At 65.1% G+C, this 15,011-nt stretch carries 16 protein-coding genes; 4 read left to right on the top strand and 12 right to left on the bottom strand.

Annotated features, from left to right (window positions below):
* Positions 1-85 precede the first annotated feature (85 nt).
* Together UNPF46_RS24065 and UNPF46_RS24060 are read right to left on the bottom strand one after the other, a co-directional pair.
* Entirely contained in the window at positions 86-379 is a 294-nt protein-coding gene (locus tag UNPF46_RS24065; protein WP_100176572.1) for a hypothetical protein, read from the bottom strand.
* A 279-nt stretch (positions 380-658) separates the two neighbouring features.
* On the bottom strand, positions 659-1,348 hold the full coding sequence (locus tag UNPF46_RS24060; RefSeq protein ID WP_142251661.1) for a DNA-3-methyladenine glycosylase I: 690 nt from the start codon (positions 1,346-1,348) through the stop codon (positions 659-661).
* A 218-nt stretch (positions 1,349-1,566) separates the two neighbouring features.
* Here UNPF46_RS24060 and UNPF46_RS24055 point away from each other — a divergent pair, with 218 nt between their 5' ends.
* Positions 1,567-2,394, top strand: a complete 828-nt coding sequence (locus UNPF46_RS24055) for a metallophosphoesterase family protein (protein ID WP_142251660.1) — start codon at positions 1,567-1,569, stop codon at positions 2,392-2,394.
* Here the strand turns inward: UNPF46_RS24055 and UNPF46_RS24050 are convergent.
* The 5 genes from UNPF46_RS24050 to UNPF46_RS24030 all read right to left on the bottom strand — a co-directional run bounded on the left by UNPF46_RS24050 (position 2,333) and on the right by UNPF46_RS24030 (position 5,296).
* Positions 2,333-2,818: a Crp/Fnr family transcriptional regulator gene (locus tag UNPF46_RS24050; protein ID WP_100176575.1), complete on the bottom strand. Its 486-nt coding sequence runs from the start codon at positions 2,816-2,818 to the stop codon at positions 2,333-2,335. The two genes, UNPF46_RS24055 and UNPF46_RS24050, sit on opposite strands and share 62 nt — an antisense overlap.
* 69 nt (positions 2,819-2,887) lie before the next feature.
* On the bottom strand, positions 2,888-3,427 hold the full coding sequence (locus tag UNPF46_RS24045) for a GNAT family N-acetyltransferase (RefSeq protein ID WP_142251659.1): 540 nt from the start codon (positions 3,425-3,427) through the stop codon (positions 2,888-2,890).
* Positions 3,428-3,549: 122 nt separating this feature from the next.
* Entirely contained in the window at positions 3,550-4,287 is a 738-nt protein-coding gene (locus UNPF46_RS24040; RefSeq protein ID WP_142251658.1) for a di-trans,poly-cis-decaprenylcistransferase, read from the bottom strand.
* Positions 4,288-4,317: 30 nt separating this feature from the next.
* Positions 4,318-4,692, bottom strand: coding sequence for a transcriptional regulator (locus tag UNPF46_RS24035; protein WP_174718868.1), 375 nt, complete (start codon positions 4,690-4,692; stop codon positions 4,318-4,320).
* Positions 4,679-5,296 carry a hypothetical protein gene (locus UNPF46_RS24030; RefSeq protein ID WP_142251657.1) on the bottom strand — a complete coding sequence of 206 codons (618 nt, stop codon included), beginning with the start codon at positions 5,294-5,296 and terminating at the stop codon, positions 4,679-4,681. The genes UNPF46_RS24035 and UNPF46_RS24030 overlap by 14 nt, the downstream gene beginning before the upstream one ends.
* A gap of 199 nt (positions 5,297-5,495) precedes the next feature.
* On the opposite strand from UNPF46_RS24030, the gene UNPF46_RS24025 reads away from it, so the two are divergent.
* The gene (locus UNPF46_RS24025; RefSeq protein ID WP_142251656.1) at positions 5,496-6,740 is read left to right on the top strand and encodes a S1C family serine protease; all 1,245 of its coding nucleotides are present in this window, start codon (positions 5,496-5,498) and stop codon (positions 6,738-6,740) included.
* A gap of 61 nt (positions 6,741-6,801) precedes the next feature.
* Here the strand turns inward: UNPF46_RS24025 and UNPF46_RS24020 are convergent, their stop codons facing one another.
* Complete coding sequence (locus UNPF46_RS24020; protein WP_142251655.1) at positions 6,802-7,080, bottom strand: DUF3551 domain-containing protein; 279 nt, start codon at positions 7,078-7,080, stop codon at positions 6,802-6,804.
* Positions 7,081-7,229: 149 nt separating this feature from the next.
* Positions 7,230-8,204 (bottom strand): Bug family tripartite tricarboxylate transporter substrate binding protein, encoded by a 975-nt coding sequence (locus UNPF46_RS24015; RefSeq protein WP_100176582.1) that lies wholly within the window; start codon positions 8,202-8,204, stop codon positions 7,230-7,232.
* A gap of 125 nt (positions 8,205-8,329) precedes the next feature.
* On the opposite strand from UNPF46_RS24015, the gene UNPF46_RS24010 reads away from it, so the two are divergent.
* Both UNPF46_RS24010 and UNPF46_RS24005 read left to right on the top strand, forming a co-directional pair.
* Positions 8,330-8,740 (top strand): VOC family protein, encoded by a 411-nt coding sequence (locus tag UNPF46_RS24010; protein WP_142251654.1) that lies wholly within the window; start codon positions 8,330-8,332, stop codon positions 8,738-8,740.
* Between the two features lie 218 nt (positions 8,741-8,958).
* Positions 8,959-10,536, top strand: coding sequence for an AMP-binding protein (locus tag UNPF46_RS24005; protein WP_142251653.1), 1,578 nt, complete (start codon positions 8,959-8,961; stop codon positions 10,534-10,536).
* A 126-nt stretch (positions 10,537-10,662) separates the two neighbouring features.
* On the opposite strand, the gene UNPF46_RS24000 is transcribed toward UNPF46_RS24005, so the two are convergent.
* The 3 genes from UNPF46_RS24000 to UNPF46_RS23990 form a co-directional block, all read right to left on the bottom strand.
* Positions 10,663-11,757 carry an HD-GYP domain-containing protein gene (locus tag UNPF46_RS24000; RefSeq protein WP_100176585.1) on the bottom strand — a complete coding sequence of 365 codons (1,095 nt, stop codon included), beginning with the start codon at positions 11,755-11,757 and terminating at the stop codon, positions 10,663-10,665.
* A gap of 388 nt (positions 11,758-12,145) precedes the next feature.
* Positions 12,146-14,440 carry a xanthine dehydrogenase family protein molybdopterin-binding subunit gene (locus UNPF46_RS23995; protein ID WP_142251652.1) on the bottom strand — a complete coding sequence of 765 codons (2,295 nt, stop codon included), beginning with the start codon at positions 14,438-14,440 and terminating at the stop codon, positions 12,146-12,148.
* Positions 14,437-14,928: a (2Fe-2S)-binding protein gene (locus UNPF46_RS23990; RefSeq protein WP_100176587.1), complete on the bottom strand. Its 492-nt coding sequence runs from the start codon at positions 14,926-14,928 to the stop codon at positions 14,437-14,439. The genes UNPF46_RS23995 and UNPF46_RS23990 overlap by 4 nt, the downstream gene beginning before the upstream one ends.
* Between the last annotated feature and the right edge of the window lie 83 nt (positions 14,929-15,011).

The raw sequence follows: 15,011 nt of genomic DNA, 5'->3' as shown, positions 1-15,011 counted from the left end.
GACCCGCGCCCTGGCTCCGACCCCGCCGCAGGCAGCGGCGGGTTTTTCCAATCCGCCACCACCGGGGGTCGATCAGCTCGCCCCATCAATGTCGCACGTGCTCGAACACCACGATCACACCGGTCGGCTCGGGCTCGTGCGCCATCAGGCGCGTCAGGTCGGAATCGCCCCAATCGGCGAGGCTGACCACTTCGCCGCTCTGGCGATCGGTTCCCAACGACGGGGTGGGTTCGAGGACCTTGAGGCCCATTTCGTCGACGAAGAAAGTGTGCTCGCCGAACATGCTGTTGAGCTGGGGCATGGCGGGATGCTCGTCGGGCAGCACCTGGGCGCCGAGTTGGTTGACGGTCTGCTTCACCTGGTCGGATGTGAGCTTCATGAGCTGCTCCGTTCTGTCTCCGGTTTCATTGGCCCGGGCGGGAGCGCGCGTTCCCCGCACCTTCGTCCGCCTGGCTCAACTGCGAACAGATGCTGCGCACGAATGTTCCTGTGAAATGTCTTTTCGTGATCGTGCGTTCCGTTCGCCGCACGCGCGGCACGAGATCGCCACAGGATGCACACGATCTGCCCGCGGCGGGCTCATCTGCAGCTTCGACGATCCTGATATCGCGATCCGCGCCACCACCGAGCAGGTCGTGCGCGGGAATGTTCTCGCGGTCTACGATTCGCTGCGGTTCTCGCCGACCGACAGTGCGCAGATTCGTGACAGATAGGTGTAGGGCAGGCCGGTCTCCTCGGCCCAGGCGTTGAACTGCGCCTGCACCTTGGCGAGATCGCCCTTCGACTTGACCTCTTCGGCAATGTCGAGACCGGCATCGCGCAGGCAAGCCACCACGTCCCCGGACGTCACAAAACCGTCCCAGCCGAGGAAGCGCAGCAGCATTTGCCCGGTGTTGCCACCGAGCCGGCTGCCGCGCTTGCTGAGGAGATCGAGCAGGCCGATCTCGTTGGACGGGGGCCATTTGGCCAGAAACTTGCCGAAGCTGCCGTGCTCCTTCGCAATCTCCAGCACGAAGCCGGCATTGTCGCGCACCGACATGATCTTGGCCGCGTTGCGCACGATACGCGCGTCGCGCAACAGGCCTTCCCAATAGTCCTCGGGCTGGAAGCTGAGCTTGGCCGGCTGGAACTGCAGGAAGGCCGCTTCAAAGCCATCCCATTTCGCATCGATCACGCTCCAGGCGAAGCCGGCGCAGAACACCCGCTTCGTCATCTCGGCGAGGACGCGATCGTCGCCAAGCTTCGCCAGACGCTTCAGGTCGGGCTTTGCCGGCATCAGCTTTTCCAGGGCCTTCGGCCCGCCCTTGCGCTTCTCGGCACGGGCACGAATGGTCTTGAAGGGGGGCATGCGGACACAGGCGGTTGAGGGCACGCCACGACATCAGAATTCGACGATCCGGTCCAGCCCTCGCGTTGCCCGCCCCTTGCACTCCGCAGCGCGCCCCAGCATGCTGGCATTCCCTGGATTGACGGATTGACGCGTAGAGGCGCCCGGGCTGGTCTGCTTCTTGCTTTATGTCGTTTTGAAATTCCCTGACATTTTTGGTCTCTCGCGACGGATTTTCCATGCGCTGCTTGGTCGTGGCCGACCTGCACTACTCGCTGCCGCAGCTCGACTGGCTGGTCGGCGCGGCGCCGCAATTCGACCTCTTGATCTTCGCCGGCGATGCGCTCGACATCGGCTCGATGGTGGATTTTCGCGCGCAGATCGTGGTGGTGAAGAAATACCTCGCGCTGATCGCGGCAAAGACCCGCGTGATCCTCTGCTCCGGCAATCACGACCTCGACGAGCGCAATATGGAGGGCGAAAAGATTTCGCGCTGGATCTCGGAGGTGCGCGAGCTTGGCATTGCCTGCGACGGCGACAGCCTCACCATGGGGGACATCCTGTTCACGGTGTGCCCGTGGTGGGACGGGCCCCTGGTCAAGCAGCGCCTCGTCGAGCAGTTGCGCGATGCCGCCGCCAACCGGCCGCAGCGCTGGATCTGGGCACATCACGCGCCGCCGGCGGATTCACCGACCAGCTGGGGCGGCAAGCGCTTCTTCGGCGATGTCGAGCTGGTGCAGTGGATCATGCAGTACCAGCCGTCGATGGTGATCTCGGGCCATGTGCATCAATCGCCCTTCATCACCAATGGATCGTGGTTCGACCGGCTGGGACAGACCTGGGTCTTCAACACCGGCCTGCAACCCGGTCGTTCCCCGACCTACATCGTGCTGGATCTCGATGCGGAGAAGGCGTTCTGGCTGGCCGCCGGCGAGGCGCAGTGGATCGATCTTGCCGCGCCGCTGAAGCGGCCCGCCCCTCCGATCGAGGCACCGCCCGACTGGCTCACATTCTTGGATCAGATTGCCGATCCGAGCCTGGCGAGACATCAAGCGGCGGCAGGTTGATCATGCTCTGCAGCACCTCGCCGACCATGGCCAGATGCGTGCCGTGGCCGGCATATTGCCGCTTGAGATCGGCAAGATAGGTGTTGGCGACGTTGAGCCGCTGCGCCAGCATCCTGGCGATCAGCAACGCGATGCCCGGCTCCTGCTTGAGGAACGAGGCGGCGTCCTCGAACTCATAGATGACGGCATCGGAGCAGGCCCGCACCGTCGCCGTATGCGGCAGGCCCAGCAGCACGGACATCTCGCCGAGAATCGCGCCGGGCTCTGTGACGGTGGCGACCACCATCTCGCCCTTGAGTACCTCGAGCTTGCCTTGCATCAGCACATAGAGATGGCCGCTGGTGCCACCTTCGGTGACGACCAGCGTGCCGGCGACAACCTGCCGTTCCGTTCCGCCGGTGCAATAATCCAGGACTGCGCGCATCTTGCGAAAGCTCCCATCGCTGGGGATACCCTACCCGATACTAGAGCACGATCCGTGCCACGCGGCAAATCAACGCTGGCGCAACAGGCACTTGGCGAAGTGGACCGACTGCCAGTCTCCAAGTCCGGTGTCGTCAAAGCCCGCCTTCTTGGCGAGGCCTCGCATCTCGGCGTTCGTGCGCGCCGTCTCGGCGGCGATCATCTCGTGGCCGAGATCGATCGCACGCGTTTCCATCGCCGTCATCATCTGAAGGCCGAGACCCCGGCGCTGAAAGGCATCCGCGACCGAGATGGCAAACTCGCCATGGCGTGCCGCCGCATCATAGGCGTATCGCGCTTCGCCGATGATCCGGCCCTGCCCGTCCTCCCTGAGCTCGGCGAGCAAGGTGAAATTATCGAGGCCGCCGCTCCTGGCGATGCATTCGGCCGCGACCACGCCGGGATCCGCTCGCGCGCCGCTGAAGCGCTTGTTGCGGGACGTCGTGGACAGGCCGGTGAAATAGACCGACAGGTTCTCCAGATCGGACGCGCTGGCGGTCCTGATGCAGACCATGCCCTTCGCTTCGGCCAGTTCGACCGGCTCGACGACTCCCGGAAACAGCTGTGACATGCGTGATGCTTTCGGCAGGTTGCTGGGACTTGCACACCTAGCCGAGGCCGCGCTCCGGACGCTTGGACGGAGCTGCCAATCATGCGGATGAAAACGAACAGCGCGTTCTCATGTGCCGCGCGTCACACACGGGAGAGCGACGGCACCTCCTCGAGCATGATCGCCTGGAGGCCGCCGAATCGGCGCTCGCGGCCGTGGAAGGAGGCCAGGGCCACGGCGAGATCGCCCGCGTCGAACTCGGGCCACATCCTCTCGGTGAAGTGCAGCTCGGCATAGGCGCCTTCCCAGAGCAGGAAGTCCGACAGCCGCTTCTCGCCCGAGGTGCGGATGATGAGATCGACGTCGCGCAAGCCGGCTTCGCCGGTGACGAGCTGCGAGAAGGCTTCACGAGTGATGCTGGTCAACGCTGCCGCCTTCGCCGCCGCATTCAGGATGGCGTCGCGCGCGGAATAATCGACCGCGATCCGCAGGTGCAGCGTGGTGCCATCGGCGGTGGCCTCCTCGGCACGGGTGATCGCCCCTGCGATGCCTTCAGGCAGGCGATCGCGGCGGCCGATCACGGTGAGGCGCACGCCGTTCCTGACCAGGCTCTGCACCTCGCCGGCGAGATAGAAGCGCAGCAGGGTCATCAGCGCGGCGACCTCGGCCTTCGGCCGCCGCCAATTGTCGGTGGAGAAGGCGTAGAGCGTCAGCGTGCCGATGCCCTGCTTGGGTGCGGCTTCGACGATGCGGCGGATGGTCTCGACTCCGGCCTCGTGGCCGCGCACGCGCGACAGGCCGCGCCGCGTCGCCCATCGCCCGTTGCCGTCCATGATGATGCCGACATGAAGCTTCTCGTCGCGGGACGCATCACTTTGCATTGCAAAGTCTCCGGTTAAAAAGGGGGAGGATCAGGTCGAGACGATACCGAGGCGACCGACCGGCGGCGCCTCGCGGCCGGCAGCCTTGGCGGCGTCGCGCACCAGGCGCTCGAGCACGGCGAGATAGTCGAGGAAACGGCGACGGCCGGTCTTGGTGAGACGGCAAGTCGTGTGCGGACGATTGCCCTCGTAGCCCTTGGTCACGTCGACGAGGCCGGCCTCCTGGAGCACGGCGAGGTGCCGGCTGAGATTGCCGTCGGTGAGGCCGCAGAGCTGCTTGAGGTCGGCAAATGCCAGCCCCTTGGGATGGGCCATCAGCGAGGTCAGAAGCCCGAGCCTCGCCTTCTCGTGGATCACGCGGTCGAGCCCCTCGTAGGAGAAGGGTGCGCTGTCAGTCTTCGACATCATGGTCTCCGGATGCGACGTGCAGAATGGCCGCCATCAGCGACTGCCCAATCACGAAGGGCAGTCCCATGGTCCATGGCGACAGCGTGTGGGTCTGGCTCGCGAGCACCACCACGGCGAAGCCGGACACGAAATACCAGGCGCCGGCGAACGCGACGGTGCGCGGCAGCGAGCGAACGGAGGCGAAGATGCCGATCGACACCAGGATCTGCCACAAGCCCGGCAGCAGCCACAGCGTCTCGCCCGCAAACTTCCACATCACCACCGCGAGCAGCACACCGGCAACGCCTGCCGGCAGGAATTGCTCGACTGCCTGGTGGATCATGGCGTCGGCGAGCCCCGAATGATGCCGGCGCGATCGCGCGCGCATCTCGATCCCGATCATCAGGACGGAGAGCGCAGCGGCGACGAACCAGCCGACAAAGAAGTCGAGCGGCTCGCCGGTGGGATCACCGAGCAGCCAGAATTGCAGGACCGCGGTAAGCAGCGCGACGGCGGCGGTCGCGGCCATCGTCGCCGGACCATAGCCGCGGAAGGCGGTACCGGCCGCGATCTGGCTTCGGATCGCCACGATGTCGGCCAGTGCCTTGTCGAGATCGCGCATTGGCAACGCCAGAACCTCGCTCCGCGCATGTTTCCCGGGCTTGTTTACCCGTTACTTTGTATTGCAAAGTATATAACGATGCAAAGTAAACGCAAGCCCGAAATGGCCGTGACGGGATTTACGCCGCGACAGACAACTGCCGGTTGCACGGACCGCGTTCCCGCAGATAAGATGCGCTCAAAAGCGTCCGGGGGCTGGTATGTGGCTTAGATCATTCATCGTTGCGTCCTTATTGCAGGTCGGCATCGCGGGAGTTGCGCATGCGGCGGGGCCGTTCGGCAGCGTCAATGTCGGCAATTGGATCGGCGGCGCCTTCAGCAACGACGAGACGGGCGCGTTCTCCCATTGCGCCGCGACGGCGCCTTACCTGAACGGCGTCATCCTGGTCGTCGGCTACAATTCCGTCGGCACATGGTCTTTGGCCTTTGCGAGCCCGAGCTACCGCTTCAAGCAAGGCGAGAACGCCGCAATCGACGTCATCTTCGACGGACAGGAGCAGGCCCGGCTGTTCGCCACGGCCAATCAGCCGAACATGCTCACGGCGGTCATGCCTACGAACGTGGTGCGCACGTTCCAGAAGGCAAACCTGATGGTGGCAACCAGCGGCCGCACCGTGCTGAATTTCGACCTGGCCTCGGCCGGAACGGTGATCACCGCATTGTCCAATTGCGTCACCAGAGTGAAGGCCGACGGACTGAGCAAGGCTGGCGACTTCGTCAAGAGTGCGGCCAAGCCAGCCGCCACGGCGGAGAAGCAGCCGTCACCGCCCGCGGGCAGCAAGGTTGCCAGGGCCAAGACCGGCACCGGCTTCGTGGTGAGCGCGAACGGTCACGTCGTCACCAACCACCATGTGATCGACGGCTGCGTCGGCGACATCAAGGGTAATCTCACCGGCGAGGCCTCGATGGTGCTGCGCGTCGTATCGAGCGACGCAAGCAACGACCTCGCTCTCCTGCAGGCGCCGTCGACGACGTTCAAGGACTTTGCGCGGATTCGCGACCGCTCTATCCGCTCCGGCGATTCCGTCATCGTCATCGGCTTTCCGTTCCATGGCTTGCTCTCGTCGGACTTCACCGTGACGACCGGTATCGCGAGCTCGCTCAGCGGCATGCGCAACGATACGCGCTTCCTGCAGATCAGCGCGCCAGTGCAGCCCGGCAATAGCGGCGGCCCGCTGTTCGACACCACCGGTCAGATCGTGGGCGTGGTCACGGCAAAGATCCCGGCCTTGCGCATCGCCGCCGCGACCGGCAACATTCCGGAGAATATCAACTTCGCCATCAAGACCGGCGCGCTGCGCGACTTCCTCGACAATTCCGTGGTGCCCTACCAGACCGCCGAGCCGAAGGGTGAGCTCAAAACCACCGACATCGCCGGGAACGCCCGGCCGTACACGATGCTGATCTCGCGCAACGCGACGGAGCAGGCGGAAGCGAAGCGATAACGGCACGAGGCGTAGCCCGGATGGAGCGCAGCGGCATCCGGGTTGCGAAGCCGGTCGATCCTCAATACGGCGCGGCCGGCCGCACGCGCCGCGGCGGCCGTGGTTGCTGCGGCTGCCCCTGACCGTAGGCGAAGCGCGGATTGCGATCGCAGTACAGCAGCCGGCCGGACACGCTGGCCTGGCATTGTTCATAGGTGCTGTAGGCGCATTCGCCGGGATAGTCATACTCGCCGCCCTGGGCGCACCATGGATAGTCCCGCGCGGCCGCCGGCGTGACGGTGGCGAAGCCGGCCAGGACCGCCGCACTGAACGTCAGCAGCACCAATTGCGTCTTGCGCATGATCCAACTCCTCTCCTGCTGGCCCGAGATACGGCGCCATCTATCATCAGGTTTCGCCGCGCCGTTTTATTCCAGATCAACGAAATAAGACACGCAAGAAAAAAGCCCTGCCAAACGGCAGGGCTCCATTCCCGGTCATCACAAGATCGCTACTCGACCTTGAGGCCGGCGAACTCGACGACCTTCTTCCACTTTTCGGTCTCGGCCTTGATCTCCTCGCCGAACGCCTCGGGGGTCTGCGCCCGCGGCTCGCCGCCGAGCTCGACCAGGCGCTTGGTCATGTCGGGCTCCTTCATCAGCGTGTTGATCTCGCTGTTGAGCTTGGCGATGATCTCCTTCGGCGTGTTCTTCGGCGCACCCATGCCGAACAGCGCGCTCGCCTCATAGCCCTTCACCGTGTCGGCAATCGGCTGCACGTCGGGAAGCTGCGGCGAGCGCTCCGTCGTGGTGACGCCGATCGCGCGCAGCGAGCCGGAGCGGATGTGCTGGATGATCGAGGGCATGTTGTCGAAGATCACCTGCACCTGACCGCCGAGCATGTCGGTGATCGCGGGCGCGGCGCCGCGATAGGGCACGTGCTGCATCTTGCAGCCGGTCATGGCCATGAACATCTCGCCGGACAGATGCACCGAGGTGCCGTTGCCGGACGAGGCCATGTTGACCTTGCCCGGATTGGCCTTCACGTATTCGATGAACTCGGCAACGTTCTTGGCCGGCACGTCCTTGTTGACGGTCATCACGTTCGGCACGCGCTGGAACGAAGCCACCGGCGCGATGTCGTTCACGAAGTTGAACTTGAGATTCTTGTAGAGCGAGGCGTTGATGTAGTTGGCCGGATTGACCAGCTGCAGCGTGTAGCCGTCGGGCTCGGCGTTGACGACCGATTCGGTGCCGATGTTGTTGCCGGCGCCCGGCTTGTTCTCGATCACGAATTGCTGGCCGAGCTTTTCCGAGAGCCTCTGGCCGATCAGTCGCGCCAGGATGTCGGTCGCCCCGCCCGGCGGATAGCCGACCACCCATTTCACGGGCCGGGCCGGATAATCGGCGGCAAGAGCCTTCGACAGCGGGGTGGCTGCAAGCGGACTGGCGGCGAGCAGGCCCAGCGCGGTACGGCGAGTGATCATCTCAAGGGTTCTCCCAACGTGTTGTTCTTGAAGCCAGATAGCTTGAAACCGGCGTCGGTGGGGTTGTAACAAAGCTTGCTGCAGGCGGAAAGTGCGCGGGGCGCAACGCGACGAAAGGATAAGGCATGCCGGTCAAGGTCGAAGCCCTCGATCATCTTGTCATCAACGTCGCCGACGTCACGGTCACCGCGGATTGGTACCGCAGGATTCTCGGCATGGAAGTCAAGGTGTTCGATCCGGGCGGCGGCAAAGCGCCGCGGACTTCGCTCGTGTTTGGTAACCAGAAGATCAACGTCCGGCCGCGCGATGCCGACAAGGTGGAGTGGTTCACCGCGGACCATCAGACCGCGGGCAGCGAAGACATCTGCTTCCTCACCTCGGCTGCGCCCGACGAAGTAGTGGCGCATTTGCAGGCACACGGCGTCGCGATCGAGGAAGGCCCGGTTCCCAAGCAGGGCGCGCGCGGCACGCTGCGCTCGGTCTATTGCCGGGACCCCGACGGCAGCCTGATCGAGATCTCGTCGTACGAGGACTAAGGCCGAAGCCGCTTCGGCGCGGCGAAGGCCCGGGCATCCACGTTCTTCGCGTGGCAAGACGCGGATGGCCGGGTCAAGCCCGGCCATGAGGGAGAAGAGAGCACTCCTCACAGCACGCCAACGCATCCCTGATTTGCGCCCCGCGTCATCCGATGGCAGGAAGACGCAATCATCAAAAGACAGCCGCCAGCAAGATGCAGGCTGCACGGGGAGGAGCCATGTCAGTTCATCAGACCGCCGGAATTGTCGGACCGTTCGACGGGCTCGACGTACCCTGGCTGCTCAAGCTGCGCGCCGAGGTCCGGCGCGATCATCCGTTCCTGATCTGGGCGCCGTTCGATGCGCCGGCGCGGCGCTGGAGCTATGGCGAATTTCACGAGCGGGTCGGCGCGCTCGCGGCGGGCCTTGCAAGGCGCGGCGTCAAGCCGGGCGAATATGTGCTCATTCATCTCGACAATTGCATCGAGGCGATGCTGGCGTGGTTTGCCTGTGTCGAGCGTGGCGCCATCGCGGTCACCACCAACACCCGCTCGGCGCCGGCCGAGATCGAATATTTCGCCGATCATTGCGGCGCCGTCGCAGCGATCACCCAGCCGGCCTATGCGGAGATCGTCGCGCAGAACTGCCGCAACATCCGCTGGATGGCGGTGACCTCGCATGACGCGGGCGTGGCGCCGGCGCAGGTGGTCTCGCGCGGCGACAGTTTCGACTCCCTGTTCGCCGACAGCGCGGACCGTCCGAAACGCGCGACCGATCCGCTCGCGCCATGCAGCGTGCAGTACACCTCGGGCACGACGTCGCGGCCGAAGGCGGTGCTGTGGACTCATGCCAACGCGCTGTGGGGCGCCAAGATCAACGCCGCGCATGAAGACCTGCATGCGAGCGACGTGCACCAGGCCTATCTGCCGCTGTTCCACACCAACGCCCTCGCCTACTCCATGCTGGCAACGCTGTGGGTCGGCGCGACGTGCGTGATCCAGCCGCGCTTTTCCGCGAGCCGGTTCTGGGGCGTCGCGCGCGAGCACGGCGCGACCTGGACCTCGACGATCCCGTTTTGCATGAAGGCGTTGCTGGAGCAGGAGATCCCCAGGGATCACAAATTCCGTCTGTGGGGCACCGCGATCAACGAGCCACCGGCCTTCGCCGCGTTCGGCATCAAGATGATCGGCTGGTGGGGCATGACCGAGACCATCACCCACGGCATCGTCGGCGAGGTCGACCAGCCCAATATCCCGATGTCGATCGGCCGCGCAGCGCCGGAGTACGAGATCCGCATCACCGACGATGACGGCCGGCCGACGGAGGTCGGCGGCACCGGCAATCTCGCGATCAGGGGCATCCCCGGCCTGTCGCTGTTCGCCGAATATCTGCACAACGAAAAGGCCACGCGCGAAAGCTTCGACGACCACGGCTTCTTCCTGACCGGCGACCGCGTCGAGCGTCTTGCGAACGGCTACATCAAGTTCGGCGATCGCGCCAAGGACATGCTGAAGGTCGGCGGCGAGAACGTCGCGGCTTCCGAGATCGAGCAGGTGATCGCGCTCGTGCCGGGCGTGCGCGAGGCCGCCGTGGTGGCGAAGTCGCACCCGATGCTGGACGAGGTGCCCGTCGTCTTCATCATTCCGCAGGACGGCGTCGCGGGGGCTGCGCCCGATCTGCAGGACCGGGTGATGGCGGCCTGCCGCAAGGGGCTCGCCGACTTCAAGCTGCCGCGCGAGATCAGGCTCGTCGACGACATGCCGCGCTCGACGCTGGAGAAAGTGGCAAAGGCGGAGCTGCGGAAGATGGTGGGGTGACGGCGTCGCCGAACGGCACACTGCCGTAGGGTCAGCAGAGCGAAGCGTGCCCACCAATCCGCGCGCGAACAGAGAGAGCTCGTGGGCACGGCGCTACGCGCCTTTGCCCACTCTACGGCACCGTTGTCAGAACGACCCCAGCGCCACCGGGCGGAACGCCTGCAACAGCTGCTGGTCGAGCTTGCCGCCCATGCCTTCCATCATCGTGAAGGCGCGCGAATGGGTGAAGGGCATGCGGTAGGCGCGCTTCTCGACGAGAGCCGCGTAGATGTCGACGATGGTCGTCAGGCGCACGATGTCGCTGATCTGGTTCGACGACAGGCCGTTCGGATAGCCGGAGCCGTCGAGGAATTCGTGGTGATGCAGCACCACGTCGAGCATCTCCGGCGGGAAGCCGCCCTGGGCTGCGAGCGCGTCGTAACCGCGGCGCGGATGCTGGCGGACTTCGGCCATCTCCTCGTCGGTCAGCTTGCCGGGCTTGTCGAGCAGCGCGGAGGGAACGAAGGCCTTGCCGACGTCGTGCAGCAGCGCGGCACGGGTCAGGCGGCGCTGGTCGTCCTCGCGCATGCCGAGATGCTGCGCGAAGGCGACGGCAAAACCCGTGACGAACAGACAGTGGCGATAGCTGCCGACATGGTGGCAGCCGACCGTGGTGAGCCATTCGCGCAGCGAGGAGTGCTTGATCGCCTTCAGGATCTTGCTCTCGGCGGCGATGACGTCGTCGAAGGTCAGGGGCACGCCGAGCGGCAGCTTCTCGAACATCTTGGCGAGCACCGCATGCGCCGCCTCGACGCCGCGGTTGAGCGTCTTGCCGCGATCGGTGGCGTCATAGACGGCGGTGTCCGGGAAGGCGGCGCGGATGCGCTGAAGAATGGCGTCGGCCTGCAGCGGCCGCGAAATGGTGTCGGTGGCGCCCAGCGCCCAGGCCTGCATGGTGCCGTGATGCAGCGCGTCGGCGAGCACGAACAGCCGCGGCATCGAACGATAGGCGTCGCCGCGCAGCTTGTTGCGCACCCGCTGCACGCTCTCGGGCGAACGCAGATTGATGTCGACCACGAGACCGGAGAGATCGCGCGCCGGCTGCTCGGGGATGCCCTGGGTGGTCACCGTCGAGACCTCGCCGACCGCCTTCAGGATGCTGGCGAGCTCAGTGCTCTCGTCGCTCCGGTCGGAGGCGAGCAGAAGCCGGCGTTTGGCGGCGGTTTTGGCTGGCGCGTTCATGACTACCCCAAAGCATGGGACTGGATTTGGCGTCAGCCTAAGCCGGATCAGGTTCTCTGGCCCTTAAGAGGCGTGCTCAAAGGAACCTTGCGGAATTGGGCGCAATTTTACGGATTTCGGGTTCCGCAGGGCTGCAAAGCAAAAGTGCGAAAACAACCCCATGCACAGTAGGATGGGCATTGATAAAAAAGGGGAATTTTGAGGCCCAAGTCTTCGTCATGGCCGGGCTTGTCCCTCCATCCACGACCTTGGTCCCGGGGTGCAAAGAACGTGGATGCCCGGGACAAGCCCGGGCATGACGGTGTGTGCGGATGCGAAGGGATCTCAAAACAAATCCGCCGGAGGCTGCCCTCCGGCGGATCGTCTCATTCGGCAATCACGCTCGGCATTACGCCTTCATGCTCGCCTTCACCGCCTCCGCCGTGATCGGCAGTGCCCGCACGCGGGCGCCTGAGGCGTTGAAGATGGCGTTGCCGATGGCCGGGGCGACCACGGTCACCGCGGGCTCGCCGACGCCGGTGGCCTTCTCGCCATTGGCGATCACGGCAACCGCGACCTCGGGCATCTGGCTCATACGCAGGGGCCGGTAGCTGTCGAAATTGGTCTGCTCGATGCCACCGTCCTTCAGCGTCGCCTTCTCGTACATCGCCAGCGACAGGCCCCACAGCGCCGCGCCCTCGACCTGGGCACGGATGTTGTCGGGATGCACCTGCGTGCCGACGTCGGTCGCGACCGTGAGCTTCTTCACGGTCACCGCACCCGACGGCGCCACCGCGACATGGGCGACGCATGCCGTCCAGCTCGCGGTCGCGCGCTCCTGTGACGAGACGCAGGCGACCCCCATGCCCTCGCCTTTCGGCAATGGCCTGGTGCCGTAGCCCGACAGTCCCATCGCGGCGAGCAGCGTGTTGCGCAACCGCTGCGCGCCGCCGTCGTTCTTGCCGGCGCCGTCGAGCAGCGAGATGCGGAACTGGGCGGGATCCTTGCCCGTGGCGGCCGCGATCTCGTCGATCATGCTTTCGACCGCCCAGAAGGTCCAGCCCGGCGCCACCGAGCGAAGCTGGCCGGAGGGCGTCGCATTGTGCGCGAGCTCGTTCTTGATCGCGCGCACATAATGATTGGGCACGGTGTAGAAGAAGTCCGCGCCATTGACCGTGAAGCTGTCGAGCGGGCCCTTCTTGTCGACCGAAGGCGTCAGGAAGTCGGGGATTCCCCAGCGCGCGGTCGGCCAGGCCGAGACCACGTCGTGGCTGAGCGCGACGAGCTTGCCGTCGCCGTCCACGCCGGCCTTCACTTTCTGGTAGGTGAGCGGACGCGAGAAATCCATCGTCATGTCGTTCTCGCGCGAGTAGATCACCTTGACCGGCTTGCCGACGGCCTTCGCCGCCTGCACCGCGGGGATCATCATGTCGGCATCGAGACGCCGGCCGAAGCCGCCGCCCAACCAGTGCTGGTGCATCACCACGAACTTGGGATCGATCCCGGCGGCACCCGCGGCGATCGCGCCGGAGCGCGTCGCGAACTGATTGCCGGAATAGATGTGCAGGATGTCACCCTTGAACTCCGCGGTGGCGTTCATGGGCTCCAGCGGCGCGTGGATGTTGATGCTGGTGGTGTACTCGGCCTCGACCACTTTCGCCGCCGTGCCGAAGGCCGCATTGGGATCGCCGTCCTTGACGAAGAACTGGCCGGAATCCTCCAGGCCCTGAAGCCGCTTGGCCTCGTCCAGCAGCGACTGGCTCGACAGCTTTGCGTTCGGACCGCCGTCATAGGCGATCTTCAGCGCATCCGCCGCCTTGCGGGCGTTGGCATAGGTGTTGGCCACTGCGACGACCCAGCCGGACGTGGTTCCGGTCTTGTCGTCGAGGATGACGGCTTTCATGAAGCCGGGCACCTTCTTGGCGTCACTGTCGTCGACCGACTTCACCGTGGCGCCGAAGCGCACCGGCGGGGTCACCACCTTGCCATAGGCCATGCCCGGCAGCATCACGTCGATGCCATACTTGGCCGTGCCGTTGGTCTTGGAGGGGATGTCGAGCTGCGGCACCGAGACGCCGATCATGGTGTATTGGTCGGGCGTCTTCAGCTTGATCGCCTTCAGCTCGTCCGGCGTGAAGGTCTTCGTCGCCTTGCCGCTCTTGACGATCTCGGCAAAGCTCATCTGCTTCTTCGACTTCGGATGCGAGACGATGGAATCGCGCACCACGAGCTCGTCCTTGAAATAAGGCGGCAGGCCCATGGCCGCGGCCGCGGCCTCCGTCAAGGCGATGCGGCCGGCGGCGCCCGCCCGGCTCATCGCCTCGAAATTCATCATGGTCGACCAGCTGCCGCCGGTGATCTGCGCGCCCAGAACGGGGTCGTTGAACTTCGGATCGTTGGAGGCGAGCTGCACGCGCATGTCGCTCCATTTCGCGCCGAGCTCCTCGCAGACGATCTGCGCCATGGTGGAAGCGATGTGCTGGCCCATGTCGGCCTTGCCGCAGGTCACGGTAACGAGACCATCCGGCGAGATCGCATACCAGACACTCGGCTCGAAACTGGCGGGAGCTGCGGCCGATGCGGACTCGATGCCGGGCACGCCGGCATAGCCGAGCACGAGCCCGGTCGCCGCGGTGCCGACGAGGAAGGAGCGGCGGCTGAGATCGGTCGTCTCGGGAGTTACGTTCTTCACGTGCTCGTTCATGTGGGCCTCCGCTCGCTGGAGGTGGCCGACGCGGTGCGCATCTCGGATGCGGCGCGCATGATCGCCTTCTGGATCCGCGAATAGGTCATGCAGCGGCAGAGATTGCCGTCCATATGAGCGACCACTTCCTCCTTGGTCGGATTGGGATTCTTCGCGAGCAGCGAGGCTGCCTGCATGATCTGACCTGACTGGCAGTAGCCGCATTGCGGCACCTGCTCGGCGACCCATGCCTTCTGCAAGGGGTGATCGCCCTTGGCGGCGAGGCCTTCAATGGTGGTGATCTTCTTGCCGGCGACGTCGCCGACCATGGTCTGGCACGAGCGCACGGCTTCGCCGTTGACGTGCACGGTGCAAGCTCCGCACAGCCCGGCACCGCAGCCGAACTTGGTGCCGGTCATCTGCAATTGCTCGCGGATCGCCCAGAGGAGCGGCGTATCGTTCGCCGCATCCACGGACATACTCCGCCCGTTGATGGTGAGAGTTGGCATAGGCGTCTTCCCCTGCCGGTGCATGAAGCCGCTTACGGCGGCAACTTGAATGGCGGACGCCCACCGGGCTGGCGCCAGCCTTG

This window comes from Bradyrhizobium sp. UNPF46 (assembly GCF_006658625.1).
In the GTDB taxonomy this organism is placed as follows: Bacteria; Pseudomonadota; Alphaproteobacteria; order Rhizobiales; family Xanthobacteraceae; genus Bradyrhizobium; species Bradyrhizobium nitroreducens.
This window is presented reverse-complemented; position numbering and strand designations above follow the sequence as displayed.